The 19,414-nt window shown below is 72.4% G+C and carries 6 protein-coding genes and 1 tRNA gene; 2 read left to right on the forward strand and 5 right to left on the reverse strand.

Going from position 1 to position 19,414, the window contains the following annotated elements; genetic code table 11:
• Window positions 1–388: 388 nt before the first annotated feature.
• From ElP_RS19480 to ElP_RS19495, 4 genes are all read right to left on the reverse strand, one after another.
• Window positions 389–931: a GNAT family N-acetyltransferase gene (locus tag ElP_RS19480; protein ID WP_145272105.1), complete on the reverse strand. Its 543-nt coding sequence runs from the start codon at window positions 929–931 to the stop codon at window positions 389–391.
• A gap of 69 nt (window positions 932–1,000) precedes the next feature.
• Window positions 1,001–11,098 carry a NosD domain-containing protein gene (locus tag ElP_RS40705; protein WP_145272107.1) on the reverse strand — a complete coding sequence of 3,366 codons (10,098 nt, stop codon included), beginning with the start codon at window positions 11,096–11,098 and terminating at the stop codon, window positions 1,001–1,003.
• Between the two features lie 429 nt (window positions 11,099–11,527).
• A tRNA-Asn gene (locus tag ElP_RS19490) sits at window positions 11,528–11,600 on the reverse strand.
• 152 nt (window positions 11,601–11,752) lie between these two features.
• Window positions 11,753–11,929 (reverse strand): toxin-antitoxin system HicB family antitoxin, encoded by a 177-nt coding sequence (locus ElP_RS19495; RefSeq protein WP_145272109.1) that lies wholly within the window; start codon window positions 11,927–11,929, stop codon window positions 11,753–11,755.
• Window positions 11,930–12,211: 282 nt separating this feature from the next.
• Here ElP_RS19495 and ElP_RS19500 point away from each other — a divergent pair, with 282 nt between their 5' ends.
• Together ElP_RS19500 and ElP_RS19505 are read left to right on the forward strand one after the other, a co-directional pair.
• Window positions 12,212–12,820, forward strand: coding sequence for a GbsR/MarR family transcriptional regulator (locus tag ElP_RS19500; RefSeq protein ID WP_231749189.1), 609 nt, complete (start codon window positions 12,212–12,214; stop codon window positions 12,818–12,820).
• A gap of 674 nt (window positions 12,821–13,494) precedes the next feature.
• On the forward strand, window positions 13,495–14,646 hold the full coding sequence (locus ElP_RS19505; protein ID WP_145272111.1) for a citrate/2-methylcitrate synthase: 1,152 nt from the start codon (window positions 13,495–13,497) through the stop codon (window positions 14,644–14,646).
• A gap of 48 nt (window positions 14,647–14,694) precedes the next feature.
• Here ElP_RS19505 and ElP_RS19510 read toward each other — a convergent pair whose 3' ends face one another.
• Window positions 14,695–19,095: an ion transporter gene (locus ElP_RS19510; protein WP_145272113.1), complete on the reverse strand. Its 4,401-nt coding sequence runs from the start codon at window positions 19,093–19,095 to the stop codon at window positions 14,695–14,697.
• Window positions 19,096–19,414: the final 319 nt, after the last annotated feature.

The raw sequence follows: 19,414 nt of genomic DNA on the forward strand, positions 1-19,414 counted from the left end.
TTCGTTTCGGGAGTCGAATCGATCGGACCGGGTCCGATGCGCCCCGGCCTCGGTGGACCCGGCCCCAGCTCGACGTCCGGCCCGTCGGCCTCATGGTGCGCCCCGGGGGCGTCGGCCGGTGCGCACCGACGCCACGGGGTCCGGTCGACTGAACCGATTCCCGGGAAATGAGATGCGGCGGAGGGGGGCGGTCCGTTTCGGGAGGATCGCGGCGTCGGACGCCGGTCCCGGCCCGCCCGGCGCCGCCCGGCGGGTGGCATCACCCGGGCCACGTCCCACGCCCGGGGGAGGCGAGACGGGGTCGGCCCGATCGGTCGGTTCGGATTGCCAAGGAGCAGGGAGCGGGCGACGGATCGCCGCAACGAGATCATCGGGAAATCGACCGTTTTCAGTCACACAATCCGGGATCCCCGGCGGAGGGCGTCCGGAGGGGAGGCTGCCAGGGGGCGTCTGCCCGGTCCAGCCGGTACACGACGCAGTCGTCGTCGCCGAAGCGTCGGCGTTCGACGGCCCGGAAGCCGAGGCGCTCGTAGAAGCGGTGCGCCCGGGCGTTCGAGGCGAGGGGGTCGACGAGGACGGCGGTGACGGAGGGGTCGGCGAAGCATCGCCCCAGGGCGAGCCGCATCATCCGGGTGCCCAGGCCCCGGCCGAGGTCGGACGCCTCGCCGATCCAGAGGTCGATCGCCCGGAGGCCGGGGGGGACGTCCGGCCCCCAGTAGTGGGACTCCTCAAGTCTGGGGTCGATGATCTGGAGGAAGCCGACGGGGCGGCCGTCCTCCTCGGCGACGAGCAGCTCCCGCCAGGAGGGGGAGCGGGCCAGCTCGACCCCCCAGGCCCAGTCGTCGTTGGGGTCGGAGGCGATGACGTGCGGCTGCTCGTCCCAGTATCGGAGGAGGTCGAGGTCGTCGGGAGTCGCGGGGCGGAGCCTCATCGCATCGGGCCTCCGACGGAGTGCGAAACGGCAGCGAGGACGGGCCTCCAGGCCGGAGATTCCGGGAGGTCAGGAGCGGCGTCGGGCGACCCGGAGGCCTCCGGCGCCGAAGATGGAGTCGACGGCCGGGGCGGAGACGGCGACGTCGGCCGAGGGCCCCTGGCCGGTGCCCCGGACCAGCTCGCCGCGCTCGAAGAGGCCGACGAAGTCGTCGCCGGGGTCGCCGTCGTTGTTGCCGTCGAGCGCCAGGCCGAGGCGGTTGGTCAGTCCGGCCGGGGGGCGGCTGACGACGACCAGGCGGAAGGGAGCGTCGGCGGCGATGGGACGGGAGGTCCGGAGCGTGACCGTGTTGTCGACCTCGTCGTAGGAGGCCGAGGCGATCGGCACCGTCCCGAGGTTGCCGGCCCGGCCGAGGCTCAGGCGGTAGTTGCGCACCTGCTCGGCCCGGGGGCGGTTGAGGGGCTCGCTGAAGGTGACGACCACGGAGGAGATCGCGCCGGAGGAGTCCCGGAGTGCGGTGCCGTCGACGACGAGCGGGCCGCTGTTGCCGACGACCAGGGTGTTGGCGGCCCGGTTGCCCCGGATCACGTTGGACTGCTCCGGCGGGGTGGGCATCGGCCTCAGGCCGGGGACCCCGGTGACGAACAGGCCGACCTCGTTGCCGAAGGCGGGCGGGTCCCCGGCGCGGGGGGTGCCGATGACGTTGCCGACCACGGCATTGTCCAGGGCCGCTTCCCCGGAGATCACGACGCCCGAGCCGAAGTTGCCCGAGACGACGTTGCCGGGCCCCCCGGCGAGGCCGCCGACGGTGTTGCCGGGGGCGTTGTTGAGATAGACGCCGCCCTCGGCGTTGGGGATCGGCCGGGTGGTGGTCCGGTCCACGCCGATCATGTTCGCGGCGATCACGTTGGCGGCGGTGCCGGGGGTGAAGGCCTGGATCCCGACGCCCCCGTTGCCGGAGATGACGTTGCCGGACTCCGGGGTCGGGCCGCCGATCGTGTTGCCGGGCGCCGCGTTGAGGAAGACGCCGCCGGATCGGTTCGGCAGGGCCCGCTCCCCCGAGGCGTCGGTGCCGATGAGGTTCCCGATCACCGCGTTCCGCGTGCCCCCGGCGTTGGCGATGACCACGCCGAGCAGGTTGCCGGAGATCAGGTTGCCGGCGCCGGGCTCGACGCCGCCGATCGTGTTCGACGGGGCGCCGTCGATGGTGATCCCGTGCTCGTTGCCGACCGCGGCGGTCCCGGCCTCGTCCGTGCCGATGAAGTTGCCGAGGATCAGGTTGCCCGAGGCGTCGGGCCCGAAGAGGTGGATGCCGGCGAAGCGGTGGCCGGAGACGAGGTTCCGGGCGTCGGGGGTCGTGCCGCCGATCGTGTTGCCGGGCGCCCCTTCGAGGTAGATGCCGGTGCTCGCCCCCCGGAGCGATCCGACCCCCCCGGGGCCGGTGCCGACGAGGTTCCCGGCGACCAGGTTGCCCGAGGCGTACGGCCCGGTGACCTGGAGGTCGACCACCCCGTTGCCGGAGATCAGGTTGCCGGCGCCGGGCCCGGTGCCGCCGATCGTGTTGCCGGGGGCGTTGTCGACGTAGATGCCGTTCAGGTCGTTGGGGGCCGCGGTCTGCTCGCCGAGCCGGGTGCCGACCTGATTGCCGGCAACGAGGTTGCCCGAGGCCAGCGGCCCCCGGATCTGGACGCCGACGGCGCCGTTACCGGAAATCAGGTTCCGCTGGAGCGGGTCGAGGCCGCCGATCGAGTTGCCCGGGGCGTTGAGGATCAGCACGCCGTTGGAGGCGTTGGGGACCGGGAGGCGGCCGGCGACGTCCAGGCCGATGGCGTTGTTGATGACGAGGTTGCCGGTGGCCATAGGCCCCTCGATCCGCAGGCCGACGCCGTTGCCGGAGATGACGTTCCCCTCGCCCGGGGCGATGCCGCCGACGGTGTTGACGGGGGCGTCCCGGAGGGTCACGCCGGCGTCGAGGTTGCCGGGGGTGCCGACGCCGTCCCCGGCGCCGATGGCGTTGCCGAGGATCAGGTTCGAGGAGGCGGCGGAGTCGACGATGACGCCGAAGGTGTTCCCGCCGATCCGGTTCCCCCGGACCGTGTTCCACCACGAGGCGCTGCGGATCAGCACGCCGACGCCGTTGCCGGGCGCCCGGCCGACGAGGCCGATGCTGTTGCCCTCGATGACGTTGTCGAGGGCGGCGTTGGCGACCTGGATGCCGGCAGCGTCCGAGGCGGAGATCGTGTTCCCCGCGCCGGGGGCGGGCCCGCCGATGAAGTTGGAGTGGGCCTCGTACTCGATCGCCACGCCGGGCCCGGTGCCGGGGAGCGGGAGGCCGTCGGAGGGCCTCAGCCCGATGGCGTTGCCGAGGACGATGGTGCGTTCGGCGCCCCGGCCGACGATGTAGATGCCCGGGGCGTGGCCGCCGGCGATGACGTTCGCCTCGCCCGCCGAGGCGCCGCCGACGGTGTTGTGCGGCGACTCGCTGATCAGGACCCCGGCCAGGCCGTTGGCCCGCACGTCGTCGGCCCCGAGCGAGGCGCCGATCGTGTTGCCGAGGAGCCGGTTGCCGGAGGTCGTCGCCGGATCCCCGTCCTGGGCCGCGTCGATCCGGCCGGGGGCCGTCCCGAGCAGGGCGACCCCGGCGGACCGGTTGGCGGCGATGACGTTGCCGTCGCCGGCGTCCGGGCCGCCGACGTCGTTGCCGGAGGCGCCCCGGTGGGCGAGGATGCCGGAGTTGGAGTTGCCGAGCATCCCGAGGCCGTCGCCGGTGGTGCCGACGAGGTTGCCGAGGATTTGGTTGCCGGTGGCGGTGGGGCCGCCCAGCTCGACGCCGTTGTCCCGGTTGGCGGAGAGGACGTTGCCCCGGAGCAGGTTGTCGGGGGAGCCGAGGACGGTGACGCCGTCGTCGCCGTTGCCGAGGTCGAGCCGGGCGTCGGGGTCGGAGCCGAGGACATTGTCGACGAGCTGGTTGCCGCCCCCGGGCCCGACCAGGACGACGCCGCTGCCGGAGAAGCGGTTGATGGTCAGCCCGGCGATCGTGGTGCCGCCGGCCGAGACGACGATCCCGTTGGCCCGGGGGCCGGCGAGGGAGCCGTCGAGCTCGACCCGGCCGACGGGCTGGGAGTCGCCGTCGATCGCGACCGCCTCGGTGAGGGCCGGGAGGGGGGAGCGCGGCCGGATCGTCGCGCCCAGCTCGGCCGGGATGTCGAAGGTGATCGTGTCGACGCCGGGGAAGGCGTTGGCGAGCCGGATCACTTCCCGGAGCGAGTCGGGCCCGTCGTCATTGGTGTTGAGGACGACGAACGACGGCTCGGCGACGACGGTGATGGCGGTGGCGGTGTTGTTCCCGGGGTCGGGATCCATCGTCTCGGAGGAGACGGTGGCGGTGTTGGTCAGGGTGCCGACCTCGAAGGCGACGCCGACGATCGTCACCGTGGCCGACTGGCCGGGCCCGAGGGAGTCGATCTCGACGGTGGCGACGCCCTCGCCCAGCGTGGGCGTGCCGAACGTGGTGGTGACGCTGGAGGCCAGGAACCCGGCCGGGAAGGGGTCGGAGACGACCACGCCCGAGGCGTCGTCGGGCCCGAGATTGGACACGAAGAGCGTGTAGGTCAGCTCGCCTCCCGGGAAGACGGACTCGGGGGCCGACTTGGCGATGGACAGGTCGGCGGCCCGGGCGATGACGGTCGTCGAGGCGGTGGCGGTGTTGTCGTCGGGGTCCTCGTCGGGCGTCCGGGAGGAGACGGTGGCGGTGTTGGTCAGGGTACCGACCTCGGAGGCGACGCCGACGATCGTGACCGCGGCCGACTGGCCGGGCCCGAGGGAGTCGATCTCGACGAGGACCAGGCCGTCATCCTGCGAGGCGGTGCCGAGCGTGCTGGCGACCTCGACGAACTGGAAGCCGGCCGGCAGGGGGTCGGAGACGACCACGCCCGAGGCGGGCACGAGGCCGAGGTTCGAGACGAGCAGGGTGTAGGTCAACTCGTCGCCCCGGGCGACGACCTCGGGGGCCGACTTGGCGATCGCCAGGTCGGTGGGCACCTCGAGGCCGGGGGAGAACTCGGAGGTGTTGCCGATCGGGTCGGTGGCGGTCGCGGTGATGAGGGTGCCGGGATCGCCGGCCGGGAACCCGAGCGGGACGGAGAAGGTCGCGAGGCCCGAGGCGTCGGTCGTCGCCGAGGCGGCGCCGAGGAAGGTGCGGCCCTCGGCGATGCCGTCGGGCTCCTCGGGGGTGAGGAAGAACTCGATCCGGTAGGGGCGGCCGGGGATCGAGTCGAGCGTGCCCTCGACCAGGATCCGGCCCTGCCCCGGGTCGGTGCCGACCGAGGAGAGCACGGGGGCGTTCTGGGAGTCGTTGGGGCCGGCGTCGAGGTCGCCGGGGTCGTCGGCCGTCGGGCCGTCGGCGCCGAGGTCGATGCCGAGGCCGTCGTTGCCGGAGATCGAGTTGCCGAGGATGGCGATGCCGAAGGGCGGGGGCAGGCTCGGGTCCCCCTCCGAGTCGCCGACGGCCAGCTCGACGCCGTTGCCGCCGTTGGCCCGGATGACGTTGCCCGAGCCCGAGCCGACGCCGCCGATCGTGTTCCGGCTGGCGTTGTTGTGGACCCGGACGCCGGCCAGGGTGTTCTCGGCGATGTCGTTGCCGACCACGAGGTTGCCCGTAGTCGCGCTCCGGCTGATGAGCATCCCCCGGCCGATGTTGTGGCGGATGGTGTTGCCCGAGACCTCGTTGTCCGGCGCGTGGGCGAGGAAGATGCCGGCGGCGAGGAGGTCCTCGTCCTGCCCGTTGCCCAGGCCGGGGGCGAGGTCGGCGTTGGTGCCGACGAAGTTCCCCTGGATCAGGTTCCCCGAGGACCGGAGGGCGGGCTGGGACTCGCCGTCGGGGGCGGGCCCCCGGATGGCGATGCCGTCGTCGCCGTTGCCGGCGATGACGTTGGCGGCACCGGCGGCGAGGCCGCCGACGGTGTTGTCCGGGGTGTTGACGAAGTAGATCCCCTCCTCGCCATTCCCCAGGACCGCCGCGCCGGCGGCGTCCAGGCCGATCAGGTTCCCCTGGACCAGCGTGCCGGAGGCGTTGCCGGGGAACGAGGTGGTGCCGATCAGCGCGAGGCCGTGGTCGACGTTGCCCGAGATCAAATTCCCCTGCCCCGGGGCGGTGCCGCCGACGGTGGTGTCCCGGGAGAACCGCAGGTGGATGCCGTCGACGGTGTTCGCCAGCCGGGAGGAGCCCGAGGCGTCGGTGCCGACCCGGTTGCCCCGGATCGTGGTCCCCCGGGCGGCGAGGACCGCCGTGAACTCGTCGTCGAACTGGCCGTCGAGGAACAGGCCGTGGTCGAAGTTGCCGGAGAGCAGGTTGTCTCGGACGACCGCCCCGGGCACGTCGCCGACGATCCGGATGCCCGACCGGAAATTCCCCCGGGCGGAGGCGCCGGGGGCGTCGGTGCCGACCCGGTTGCCGAGGATCATCAGTCCGGTCGAGGCGGGCCCGGAGACCTCGACGCCGGAGCCCTCGTTGGCGGAGATGACGTTGGCGTCGGCCGGGGCGAGTCCGCCGATGGTGGTGTCCGCGGCGTCCTCGATCCGGATGCCGCTGCCGAGGTTGCCCAGCGAGGCCAGGCCGTCGGCCCCGAGGCCGATGGCGTTCCCCGCCGCCAGGTTGCCCGGGGCCCGCTCGATGAGGATCCCGGGGGCGGCGGGCCGGATCTGATTCAGGACGGAGACGCTCTCGCCGAGTTCGTTGAGCACGGCGAGGGTGGACCGGAACGAGAAGTCGACGGGGTCGAAGGTGTCGACCGTCGCCAGGGCCGCCGGGCCGAGGCCGACGGGCACCGTCTCGGCCAGCCGGAGGGCGTTGTTGGGCAGCCGTCGCAGGAGGGTGACGGCATTCGAGGACCGGTCGGCCGTGGCGACGTCGGAGCGGCCGTCGCCGTCGAAGTCGCCGATGGCGATCGCCTCGGGGTCGGCCCCCACGGCCCGGGAGGGGCCGGGGACGAAGCTGCCGAGGCTCGGCTGGATCAGGGTCGTGACCCGGTCGTCCCCGGCGTTGGCGACGGCGAGCTCGGCCAGGGAGTCCCCGGTGAGGTCCCCGACGGCCAGGGCCGTCGGGCCGTCCCCGGTGGCGAACGCCTGCGCCGGGGCGAAGGTGCCGTCGCCGTTGCTCCGGAAGTAGAGCAGCTCGTCGGTGTCCACCCGCAGCGCGGCGACGCCGACCTCGGTCTCGAAGGTGTCCGGGTCGAAGCCGAGGGGGGCGTAGGCCGGGTCGCCGGGGATGAAGCCGGTGGCCAGGGGGACCGGCGCCCCGAAGCCGCCCTGGCCGTTCGAGAAGAGGACGTAGAGGCCGTCGCCGCCCGTCCCGGTCGGATCCCCGGCCACGATCAGGTCCGGGATCGAGTCGCCGTCGAGGCTGCCCAGATCCAGGCCGTCGACCCGGTCGAAGCCGATGTCCAGGGGGATGGCCGTGGGGGGCAGCCCGACGTTCCGGGTGAGGACGGTCAGCGGGTCGCCCGGGTTCGCGCTCGCCACGTAGACGGAGTCGGACTCGTCGGACTTCGCCAGGAGGCTCGGGCTCAGGCCGGGGAGGGGGATCGACTGGTTGAACGCGAAATTGCCCTGGCCGTCTCCCTCGAAGAGGTGGACGAATCCGGTCCGGTCGGCGACGACCAGGTCGTCCTGGAAGGTGCCGACCAGGTCGGAGGCGAGGAGGTCGGACAGGTCGTCCATGCCGGGGGTCGGGCCTTGCAGCACCTGGGCCGGCCCGAACAGCGAGCCGTTGGCCGAGATGACGTTCCCCCCCGCGCCGGACTGGCCGCCGATGGTGTTGGCGGTCGACCCCTGCCGCAGCGAGATCCCCCCGCCGAGGTTCGGCATCCGGCCCAGCCCCCCGGCGTCGGTGCCGATGAAATTGCCGGCCACGAGGTTGCCGGTCGCCGAGCCGAGGAACGACCCGAATTCGGCCCGGATCTGGACGCCCTCCCCCGAGTTCCCCGAGATGACGTTGCGGGCCCCGGCCGAGGCCCCGCCGATGGTGTTGTCCAGCACGTTGACGCCCAGCCGGACGCCGTCCCCGCCGTTGCCCAGGTCGAGGGTGCCGGTCGCGTCGGTGCCGATGAAGTTGCCGGCGACCAGGTTGCGGGTCGAGAACTCGTCGGTGCTGGAGATCGCGAACAGGATCCCGTCGCCCCCGTTGCCCGAGATGACGTTGCGGGCCCCGGCCGAGGCGCCGCCGATCGTGTTGCCCGAGGTCGACAGCACGGTGACGCCGCTCGTTCCGTTGCCAATCGCCGAGGTGCCGGCCGCGTCGGTGCCGAGGTAGTTGCCGGCCACCACGTTCCCGGTGGCGCCCCCGGTCGGCGGGCCCCCCGTGGCCCGGATCCCAACGCCGGCCACGGCGTTGCCCGAGATGACGTTGCGGGCGCCGGCCGAGGTGCCGCCGATCGTGTTGTTCGAGGCGAAATCGACGGTCACCCCGCTCCCCGAATTGCCCAGCGCCAGGGTCCCGGTGCGGTCGGTGCCGATGAGGTTGCCCAGGATGAGGTTGCCGGAGGCGGCCGGGCCGGAGACCAGGACGCCGTTCCCGAGGTTGCCCGAGATGAGGTTGCGGGCGCCGGGCGTCGCGCCGCCGATCGTGTTGCCGGGGGAGGCGTCGGCGACCCGGACGCCTCCGGCGTTCCCCCGGGGGGCGACGCCGGAGGCGTCCGTCCCGAGGAAGTTGCCGACGACGAGGTTGGACCGGGAGTCGACGACGAGGATGCCGGAGGAGCCGAACCCGCCGACCGCCAGGCCGGTGACCGTGCTGCCGTCGCTGCCGGCCGCCAGGGTCAGGCCGTCGAACGGGTCCCCCGGGGGGCCGGGCGTCAGCTCGACCAGGATCACCGCGTCGGTGCCCTCGGGCAGGGTGTTGGGGCTGGCGCCGGGCTGGGTGTAGGCGTCGATCAGGACCGTGTCGGTGACGTCCGGCAGGGCCGTCGCCACGGCGATCGTCTGCACGCCGTTGCCGGGGATGTCGAAGCGGATCGCCTGGGCGCCGGGCACGAGGTTGGCGTTGAGGATCGCCTGGCGGAGGGAGCCGGCCCCCAGGTCGTCGGTGTTGATGACGAGGAAGGGGTCGAGGGCGAGGGAGAACTCGGAGGTGTCGCCGGTCGAGGTGTTCGTGGCGGTGGCGGTGAAGCGCACGTCCCCGGGCAGCGGGATGGGGGCGTCGAACTGGAGCCCGGAGAACGTGGCGAGGCCGGCGTCGTCGGTCGTCACGGTCGCCCGGCCGAGCACGGAGTATCCCTGCAAGTCGACGGGGTCCGGGTCCGAGCGGTCGGCGAAGAACTCGACGAGGAAGTCGGCATCCGGGGTGCTGGTCAGTGTGCCGAAAAACTGCACGGTGTCGGCGTCGAGGATGGCGGCCCCGGCCAGCTCGGGGGAGTTCTGGAGGTTGTTGGGGCCGGCATCCGAGTCGTCGGGGTCGTCGGGGGTGGGGCCGTCGTCGGCCAGGTCGATGCCGATCCCGCCGTTGGCGGCGATCAAGTTGCCGAGGATCGGGTTGCCGCTAGCGGTGGGGCCGTCGATGACCACGCCGTTGCCGAGGTTCCCGGCGATCGTGTTCCCCGCCCCGGCGACGACCCCGCCGATCGAATTCCGGAGGGCATTCGAGACGAGGATGCCCCCCAGGTCGTTCCCGTTGAGCGGCACCCCGCCGAGGTCGGTGCCGATGAGGTTGCCCTGGACCAGATTCCCGGTGCCGGTGTCCCCGCTCGGCTCCCCGACGATGCGAATCCCGTAGCCCCCGTTGTTGGCGACGACGTTCTCGTCGGGCGGCGACGCGGTGCCGCCGATGATGTTGTCGCCGCCGAAGGCGATGGAGATCCCGTCGCGCAGGTTCCCCAGGTCGCCGACGCCGGTGACGTCGACGCCGATCCGGTTGCCCCGGATCAGATTGGCGTCGGGGGTGTCGGGCACGACCGACACGTCGCCGTCCAGGAAGAGGCCGTCCTGGAAATTCCCGGAGAGGACGTTCCCGTCGATCGTGTTCCCGTCGGAGTCCCCGGCCACCCGGATCCCCGACCCGAGGTTCCCCAGCGGGAGGCCGTCGTCGCCGACGACCCGAGTCCCCGAGGCGTCGGTGCCGACCCGATTGCCCTGGATCCGCAGGCCGCCGGCCCCCACCAGCTCGATCCCCGGCCCCTGGTTGCCCGAGACGATATTCACGTCCTGCGCCATCGGCCCGCCGATGGTGTTCCCGGTGGTCCCCCCCACCAGGACGCCCGCCCCCTGGTTGCCGAGGGCCGCCCCGCCGTCGGCGACCAGGCCGATCAGATTGCCGACGACGAGGTTGCCGAGCGTGCCCGACCCGGCGACCTCGACCCCGGGGCCGGAGTTGCCGGAGATGACGTTCCCCCCGCCGACGACGTTGCCTTGGGCGTCGGAGACGAGCACGCCGCCCAGCACGTTGCCGACGGCCGAGGTGCCGGCCGAGTCCGTGCCGATGAGGTTGCCGGCCACCACGTTGGCGCTCGAGCCGAACGAGGTGATTGCGACCCCGTGCGCCGAGTTGCCGGAGATGACGTTGCGGTCGGCCGGAGAGGTGCCGCCGACGGTGTTGCCCGGGGCCGAGTCGATCGCGACCCCGTTGAGGACGTTGCCGGGGGCGACGCCGGCCGAGGTCGACGGGCCGAGCAGGTTGCCGGAGAGCAGGTTGGCCGACGCGGCCGGGCCGTTGAGGCGGATGCCGTTGTCGAAGGAGTGGATCGCGAGGCCGCGGATCGTGCTGCCGGAGGCGTCGATCCGGAGGCCGTCGGCCAGCCCCGTCGTGCCGACGACCTCGATCAGGATCACGGCGTCGGAGCCGGCCGGCAGGGTATTCGGCCTCGAATCGGGCTCGGAGTAGCCGTCGAGCAAGACCGCCTCGGTGATCGGCGGCAGCGGGCCGTTGGAGCCGTCGAGGGTGATGAGGTGGGGGCCTGCGCCGGGGATGTCGAAGCGGATCTCGTCGGCCCCGGCGGTGCCGTTGGCGGAGGTGATCGCCTCGCGGAGCGATCCGGTGCCGGCATCGGCGGCGGTGTCGACGGTGAAGACCGCCAGCAGGACGCGAGGCTCCAGCGCCTCCAGGGGGGGCGTCTTCCGGGTCCGCCCGTCGATCGCCCTCGGCTGCCGACCCGATCCGACCTTGCGGCGCGTCCCCATGGCGGTGCACTCCCAGGGACGTGGGACCACGTCCCGTTCGACACACGTTCTCGACTGCCAATCAAACTGGGCCGCTCGAATCCGGTTAAGGTCGAGAAACCGGGCAGAATAGGACGAATCTAGGGGCGAGTTTACCACGAAATCAAGGGCGAACCCGCAGGTCGGCGAATTCGGGGCGCCTCGGGAGATGAGTCCGACCCGGCCGACCCGGAGACGCGTCCCCCCGGAGCGACGCCCCGATCGGGGGAGGAGGGATGCGAGTCGGCGGCGCTGACACCCACGCAATCGCCGGGGGGAGAAGCCCGGGGCGTGGGCCGGACCGCCGATCGGGCCGGAGGGTCGGCACGGGGGGCGAGGCGAATGCGCACGAAAAAACCCGCCAGGGGGCGGGTTTTGCGGGGGAGCGAGATGTCCCCAGATTCGGAAAAACTCCCCGACTAGGACTCGAACCTAGAACCTAGCGGTTAACAGCCGCTCGCTCTACCGATTGAGCTATCGGGGAATGGCGATGTCGTAGGATACGGGGATCGGCCCGCCGAATCAAGGGGGGCGGGGTGGGTCGGGAGGAAATCGCCCGAGGGGGCCGGCGCCCCATCCCTCCGGCCGGGTTGCGGTCGGCGGGATGGGGATCCATCATCGGGACGATCACGACGATCAGCTCGACAGTGACCGCTCCTTGGCGCCGGATTTGTCGTGCTGCTCGACCGCCTTCTCCAGGAGCCCGACGATCAGGGCGTTGAGCGACGCCTTGTCTTCCTTGGCCCAGCTGGCCAGTTGCTCGTGGAGTGATGGAGGCATCCGGATCTGGAAATGAACGACGGTCTCTGGCATCGGGAGGGGCCTCCTGATCGAGGTTCCGATGGGGGAGCTTCCACACGACGGCGGCCAGCCGAACGGTCTGGTGCTGAACGTGACAAGCCCGAATGGGAGGATGTGCTCTATTCTATCCTGAACTTTGGCGGGACGCCTAGTATCTTCTAACTTCGGATTCGCCGATCGGTCGGTCGCGACTCGCGTTGCGTTGGTGGGTGCCCTCATCGAGGCCCCGGTGGCGGCCGGGCCGGGCCGGCCGGGCGTCGGCCGCCCCCAGAGCCCCCAGGACGGTGCATAGTGATGACGCAGCCACCCCCGCCAGGCCGGCCGGGCGACGAGCCGGAGGAGCCGATCGAGGAGTCCCCGGGTCCCCCCGCCGAGGCCGAGATCATCCGCCAGTTCGTCGAGCACTGGGGGATGATGGCGCGTTCCTGGGGCATCAACCCGACGATGGGGGAGTTGTTCGCGCTGCTCTACATCACCGGGTCGGACTGGACGGCCGACGGCCTGAGGCATCGACTGAAGGTCTCCCGGGGCAACGTGAGCATGAACCTCCGGGAGCTGATCGCCTGGGGGGTGGTGCACAAGGTCCACCGCCAGGGGGAACGCCGGGAGTACTTCCGGGCCGAGGTCGACGTCTGGACCCTCTTCCGTCGCATCCTCACCGAGCGGAAGCGTCGGGAGCTGGACCCGACGCTGGCGGTCCTGGACCGGGCGGTCGGCCGGATCGCCGCCGACCCGGATCTCTCGGGCCGGTACCTCGACCGGATCGGCTCGCTGCGACGGTTCTTCGCGCTGATCAACGCCCTGGCCGCCCGCGTCGACGCACTGCCCCCCTCGGAGCTGGAGGAGCTGGCCGTGCTGATCAACCCCCCCGATCCCACCCCGGGGCCTCCGGCCGCCGACTGACCCGCCGGGCCCCGCTCATTGGCTCCCGCTCATCGGGCCGTGCGGGTCGGGGTGCGCCCGGGGAGGCCGTCGAGGAAAATCCAGAGGAAATTTGACTGGCACCCTTTTCAGTCGGAATTGAACCGCCTAGAACATCGTCATGCCCGGGAGGGCGACCACGAGCCAGCGAGCGGACGGTTCCCGTCAAGTCGCTTGCGCGTTTTGGGCGGAAGGCGTGAGCAACTCACCTCGGGGGTGAGGGCTTGTCGGGGCCGTAACGAGCCGGGGGCCCGGCACGTCCAAGGGCGTGTCGAGGCCCCCGGCATCTTCGTCGAGGGATCGAGCCGGGGCGATCGAGGCGGATCGTCCCGGGGAACTCGTCGGTGGCGCGAGTTCGGTCCCGGCGGCCGGGCGGGGAACTGGAAGTGGAGCCCCGGGCGGCATAGACTAGGGGCCATGGCGTTTCGACGACCGTCGACTTCCCTCGGGCGAGGGGCGGCGCCGCGCCCGACCGCGGACCCCTCGATCGCCCAACCCGGCCGGATCCGACGCAACCGATCCGAGAAGGGCCCCCGGGCCGCGAGCCGATCGATCGCGGGCCGATGCGGGGCGACCGGGCCGGGGGCGAGGGTCGTCATCCTCCCGGCCGCCGAGGCCCGGAGCATCTGAGGCGGAACCACTGGAGCCGAGCCGAGATGAGCAGCGCGTCGGAGGATACCTATTTCCCGGGCCTCGAGGGCGTGATCTCCAACGAGACGGCGATCGCCGACATGCAGGGGACCGAGGGCCAGGGCGGGCTCGCCTTCCGGGGTTATGCCATCGAGGACCTCGCCGGCAAGGTCTCCTACGAGGAGGCGGCCTTCCTGCTGCTGCACGGCGACCTGCCGTCGAAGGCCCAGCTCGAGGAGTTCGGCGGGAGGCTCTCGTCCGCCCGGGCGATCCCCGATCCCCTGGTGACGCTGCTCAAGGCCGTACCCGAGGGCGTCCACCCGATGGACACCCTGCGGACGGCCGTCAGCGTGCTGGCCCATTACGACCCGGAGGTCAACGCCCCGGTCCAGGACCACGCCGCCAACGTCCGCAAGGCCGAGCGGCTGATCGCGCAGATGGCCACCGCCGTGGCCGCCGCCGCCCGGGTCGCCCGGGGGCAGGAGCCGATCGCCCCGAAGGCGGGCCTCGGCCACGCGGCCAACTTCCTCGCCATGCTCAACGGCGCCGACCCGACCGAGGCCCAGGCCGAGGCGTTCGACCTGTCCCTGACGCTCTACGCCGAGCATGAGCTGAACGCCTCGACCTTCGCCGCCCGGGTGACCGCCTCGACGCTCTCGGACATCCACTCGGCGATCGTCTCGGCCGTGGGCACCCTGAAGGGGTCCCTGCACGGCGGGGCGAACGAGAAGTCGTGGGAGGTGTTGCAGCAGGTCGGCGAGCCGGAGAAGGCCGAGCGGTGGATCCAGGACGCCCTGGCCCGCAAGGAGCGGATCATGGGCTTCGGCCACCGGGTCTACAAGACCGGCGACCCCCGGGCCGTGATCCTCAAGCGGCACTGCCAGCGGGTGGCCGCCGAGATCGGCGACGACCGCTGGGAGCGGATCGCCGAGCCGATCGAGCGGGCCGTCACCGGGCAGAAGAATCTGCCGCCGAACGTCGACTGGCCCAGCGCCCGGCTCTACCACTACCTCGGCATCGAGGTGCCGATCTACACGCCGATCTTCGCCATGGCGAGGGTCGCCGGCTGGGCCGCCCACGTCATCGAGCAGCTCGACAACAACCGCCTGATGCGCCCCCGGGCCCGATACGTCGGCACCCCGAACCGGGCCGTCCGGCCGATCGCCGATCGGGGCTGATTGGCCGCCCCGGATCCCCCCCTCCCCCGCCGGGAGGGGGGCGGACGGTCAGCCGCCGACCAGCGCCTCCTCGGCCTCCTCCCGGTCCTCGAAGGGGAGCTCGGAGGCGGGGTTGGAGGGGTCGAGCCGGCCGAACCCGCCGAGGGTCCAGACCAGCTCGGTGTAGTGTTGCAGGTCGAGCATGGTGAGGGTCTGGACGGTCCGGAGCGTGAGGATCTGGTCGCTCCAGAGGTCGGTCCGGAGCATGACCTCGGCCAACCGGGCGCGGAGCGTCGCCACCGGATCGGCGCCGCCCTGGCCCCGGAGGATGCGGGTCCAGCCCTTGAGGGCCCGGCGGTGCTTGCGGAGGTATCGCGAGGCCCGCGCCCGGGCCTCGCCGTCGAGCCGGGGGACGCAGGGCAGGTCCAGCAGCTCGGCGATCGGCCGGCGGACGTCCCGGACCGCGTGCCAGAGCGGGACGCCGTTGCCGGGGGCCTCGGGGAGCCCCTCGGGCAGCCGCCTCGGGTCGCCCGACGGGTCGGCGCCGTGGGAGACGACGGCCCGGATGGCGTCGATCGAGGTGCCGAGCGTCGCCACGTCGTCGTGGTCGGCGACCCAGGCGGTCACGAGGGCCCGGAGCACTTCGGCCCGGCGTTCGACCAGGTGGGGCAGGTCTTGGTGGAGGACCGCGGCGATGCCGTCGAAGTCCCAGCCGAACTCGCCCAGCCAGCGGGAGAACCGGGCGATCCGGGCGCGCTGACCCTCGCGGAAGCGGTCGGCCATCACCCGCTCGTGCCGGGAGGCGCCGATGAAGTCGAGGTCGATCTCCATGAGGGAGTCGCTGCCGACGCTGATCGGCACGCTCGGCAGGGGGAGGCCGAGGTACTCCACGTCGAACTGGGCCCTCAGGCGGAGCGATTCCATGAAGGCGGGCTTGCGCATCCGGTGGATCTTCCGGACGGCCGCCTCGTACGACTCCTCCGGCTCGGTCGGGGAGGCGGCGACCGTCGGGTGCAGGATCTCGCGGATCACCCGGGAGACCCGGGCCACGACGTAGACGGCCCCCCGGGCCGCCCACCAGAGGATCCGCAGCGGGAGCACCAGCAGCTTCCCCTTGGCCAGGAACGACTCGTAGAGGTGGAAGACGTTGATCGTCCGCTGGGAGGCCGGGGCCCGGTGCAGGGGCAGGCTGCGGAAGGCGCCCCGGAGGTTCTGCTCGCGGTCGTTCTGGAGCAGGGCGACGACGGCGTCGCCGTATCGGGCGCGGATCTCCTCGTCCCGCTCGGCGTCGGCGATCAGGAAGTCGACGGCGGTGAAGTCGACCGTCTCGAAGAATTCGGCGGCCTCGGCGCGCTCCCGGGCGGGGGAGAGGCGGTCGGCGTCGGGGAAGCTGCCGACGGGCCCGGGCAGGGCGATCTCGCCCTCGGGCACCCCGAGCCGGGAGGAGAGCCAGCGGCGGTACCGGGCCCGGACCGACTCCGGGCTGCACGCCAGGCGGTCGAGCGGCACGGCGTGGCGGTTGAAGTCGATCAGCAGCTTGGCCGTCTCCTGGACGATCATCCGGGTGATGTAGTCGAACCACAGGTAGGGGCCGCCGAAGAGGCTGGCGGCGGCCCGGCTCAGGTCCAGCCGGTCGAGCCGCTTGCGGCCCTTGAGGAAGTACGGCAGGTTGCTCAGGCTGAGGTTCCGCAGCGCGAGGTTGCCCAGCAGTTGGGTCGACGCCTTGGTGTCGTTGCGGTGGAAGGGGGAGCCGTCGAGGTAGTCCTGGTAGAGCAGCCGGAGGGTGTGCAGGAAGTCGGACTCGCCCGCCTTGATCCGGGCGTCGAGGCGGAGTCCGAGCTCGTCGCCGTCGGGGGCCGCCTCGCCGTCCCCCCGGCGGCGCCCGAGGGGGGTGGAGACGGCGAGGACGCCGGCCGGGTCGGTCGCCCCCCCCCCGCCGTCGAGGTCGTCGGAGGTCCTCAGGCGGATCTCGGGGGCGGTGACGCGCTCGGCCAGGAACCGCAGGTCGCGCTCGCGGTGCAGCTGCTTGAGGCTCTTGGTCTGGGAGGCGAACTGGGCCTCGACGACCCGCTCGCAGAACTCGGCCGCCTGGTTGGCGATCCTCCGGAACCAGCTGCCGACCTGCATCAGCGCGAAGCAGACGACGCCGATGACGATCACCGGCAGGCCGAGCTTGTCGGCGAACCAGCCGAGGACCGACCGCAGCCTCAGGCCGAAGGCGTGCATCAGGCCGATCGGGCGGGGCTCGACGCCCGCCGGCGCGGTCGGGGACGCGTCGGAGGCGGGCACCAGGAGGTAGACCAGGGCGTAGAGGGCGGCGAAGGCGACGCCGAAGGTCAGCAGGCGGAACGCCGGGCGCCGGGTCGCGTTGACGATCGTCCGGCCGAGCTTGTCCAGGAACAGGGGCGGGGAGACGGTCGCCTGGAGGTCGGCGAAATAGTAGACCACGTCCAGGGCCCGCTGCATGGCGTAGCCGAGGTAATTGGCCGCCAGCGCCCCGGCCTCGGCCGGCCCCTTGCGGCGGTGCTCCAGCACGGTGCGGACGGCCGGCAGGCGGCGGACGACCGGCACGTCGAAGAGTTGCAGGTAGCGGTCGATCGAGCCCACGAAGGCCGGGCCCATCTGCTCGACGAGCTCCTCGGGGGTCAGCTCGATGAGTCGCTCGACGACCTCCTCGATGGGGATGTCCCGCACCTCGTCCTCGACCCGCTCGGACCACTCGGCCGAGGGGATCTCGGCCAGCCGGCGGCCCAGGTCCTCCAGCCCCAGCTCGGCCAGCGCGAGCCGCTGCTCGGCGTCGAGCCGGGAGAAGTGCTCGGGGGCCCGGCGCTCGAAGTGGCGGCGGAGCAGGTACAGCAGGTGCCGGTTGCGGGTCTCGTCGTCCCGGTCGGACTTCGGCTCGAAGAGGATGATGTTCCGGTTGAAGACCGAGGCGTACCGCCGCACCAGCCGGTCGGTGAACCGGAAGAAGAAGATGAACAGCCGGGCGAAGCGGATCGCGGGGCGGAGCAGGCGGATGTAGCGGATCAGCCGGGGGAGCCGCAGCATCCGGATCGCCCCGACCGTGCCCGCCGAGGACGGCGCGACCAGGACGAAGGCGAGGAAGCCGAAGGGGATCGACGGCAGCACGTCGATCAGGAAGTGCCTGCGTAGATACAGCAGCTTGCCCGAGACGAGCGAGAGCTTCACGCCGAGGTCGGCGAGGAACACCGAGCAGATCGCCAGGTCGAGCCAGGCGAAGGCGGCCTCCAACCGGGGCGTGAGCCGGCCCGAATTGGACAGCACCACCTCGACGATGATCTGGGCCGTCAGCACCAGGATGAGCACCAGGATCAGCCCGTCGACCGCCCTCGGGAACTTCGGGCCGAAGCGATCCTCCAGGCGGGAGGAGAGCTGCTTCTCCTGCCACTCGTTGCGGGCGGTCCTGGCCATGCGGCGGAACCGGCGGGAGAGGCGGCGGAGGTGGCCGACCGCCTGGCGATCCGCCCCCCGGTCGGCGAGGCGCCGGGCGGCCTCCTCGCAGTCGACGCCCAGCCGGAGCATGTCCTCCCGGGAGTGGTCGAGCATCAACACGGCCTGGCGGGGCTCGAGTTCCTCCAGCAGCGAGACGATCTCGTTGGACTCCCCCCGGGCCCCCGCGAGCAGATCGTCCCAACCGAGGGAGGCCGCCTCGGGGGGGAGGTCCCGGAGCCGATCGGCCGCCGAGGCCGCGAGCGCCTCCCGGCGTTCGACCAGGGCGGGGGCGAGGGGGGGGCGGGGGGAATCGGCCCCGTCCCCCGCCGGGGACTGGGCCTCGACCTCGGCCTGGAGCCGGGAGAGGAGGAAGCGCCGGGCCCACAACTCGGGGGGATCGGCGTCCGGGATCGGCCGGCGGAGGATCTGGCCGATCCGGGCCTCCAGCAGCGACCGGCGGAGCGCCTCGGCCCGGTCCGACAGCTCGACCCGCCTCGGGCCAAGGCCGGGGGAGCGGTCGAGCTGGATGGCGTCCTTGAGCCGGTCCAGCTCGATCCGGGCCGAGACGGCCGGGTGCGTCGGCACGCCCCCCTCGACCAGGGCGACCAGCTCGGAGAGCCAGGTCAGGTCGCGCCGGAACCGGTCGAGCAGGGCGGCCTTGCGGACCGGGTCGTCCCCGGGGCGGGTCAGCAGGGCGCCGAGGTACGACTGGTCGGACCGGAGGCGTCGGGAGGTGATCGCGACGAGCTTCGGGTCGACCGGCTCGGCGTGGTCGAGGGCCGAGAGCCGCGCGGTGGCCTCGTCCTGGAGGCGTTCGAGCAGGTCGTCGACCTCGGGGTGCGACGGCCGGAGCGGGTCGGGGTCCGACTCGTCGAGCCTGCGGCGGAGCCTGGTCCCCTCGTGGATGAGGCGGAGCAGCCGGGGGAGCGCCCCGCGGCCCGCGTCGTCGCCGTCGCGGCCCAGCAGTTCGGAGGCCCTCGACAGCCAGGAATCCTGCCACTCGATCGGGTCGCTCAACGTCGTGCTCCGAAAGTACCTGGCTTTTGGGGATGGCCTATTGTCCAGTTTCGATGGGACAGGGTAAAGGTCGGCGTCGTCGCCGGGACACGGGGGGCCCGGCCGCCTCGGATCGGGGCCGATCGGCCGGGGCGGCGGTGGGGCGTCCGCTTGACATGAGGTCGAACATCCCGTACCTTGGTCTTCATCAAGTCGCTCATGACGGGCGACGTTGGATCGGCCAAGTGAGCCCCTTCATGCGATTTCTTTCGCGTGAGAGGGGCTTTTTTCGTTGCATGCCGCGCACGAAAAACCGAGAACGACCTCGGCCGGTACGCGC

The sequence above is a fragment of the Tautonia plasticadhaerens genome (genome assembly GCF_007752535.1).
In the GTDB taxonomy this organism is placed as follows: Bacteria; Planctomycetota; Planctomycetia; order Isosphaerales; family Isosphaeraceae; genus Tautonia; species Tautonia plasticadhaerens.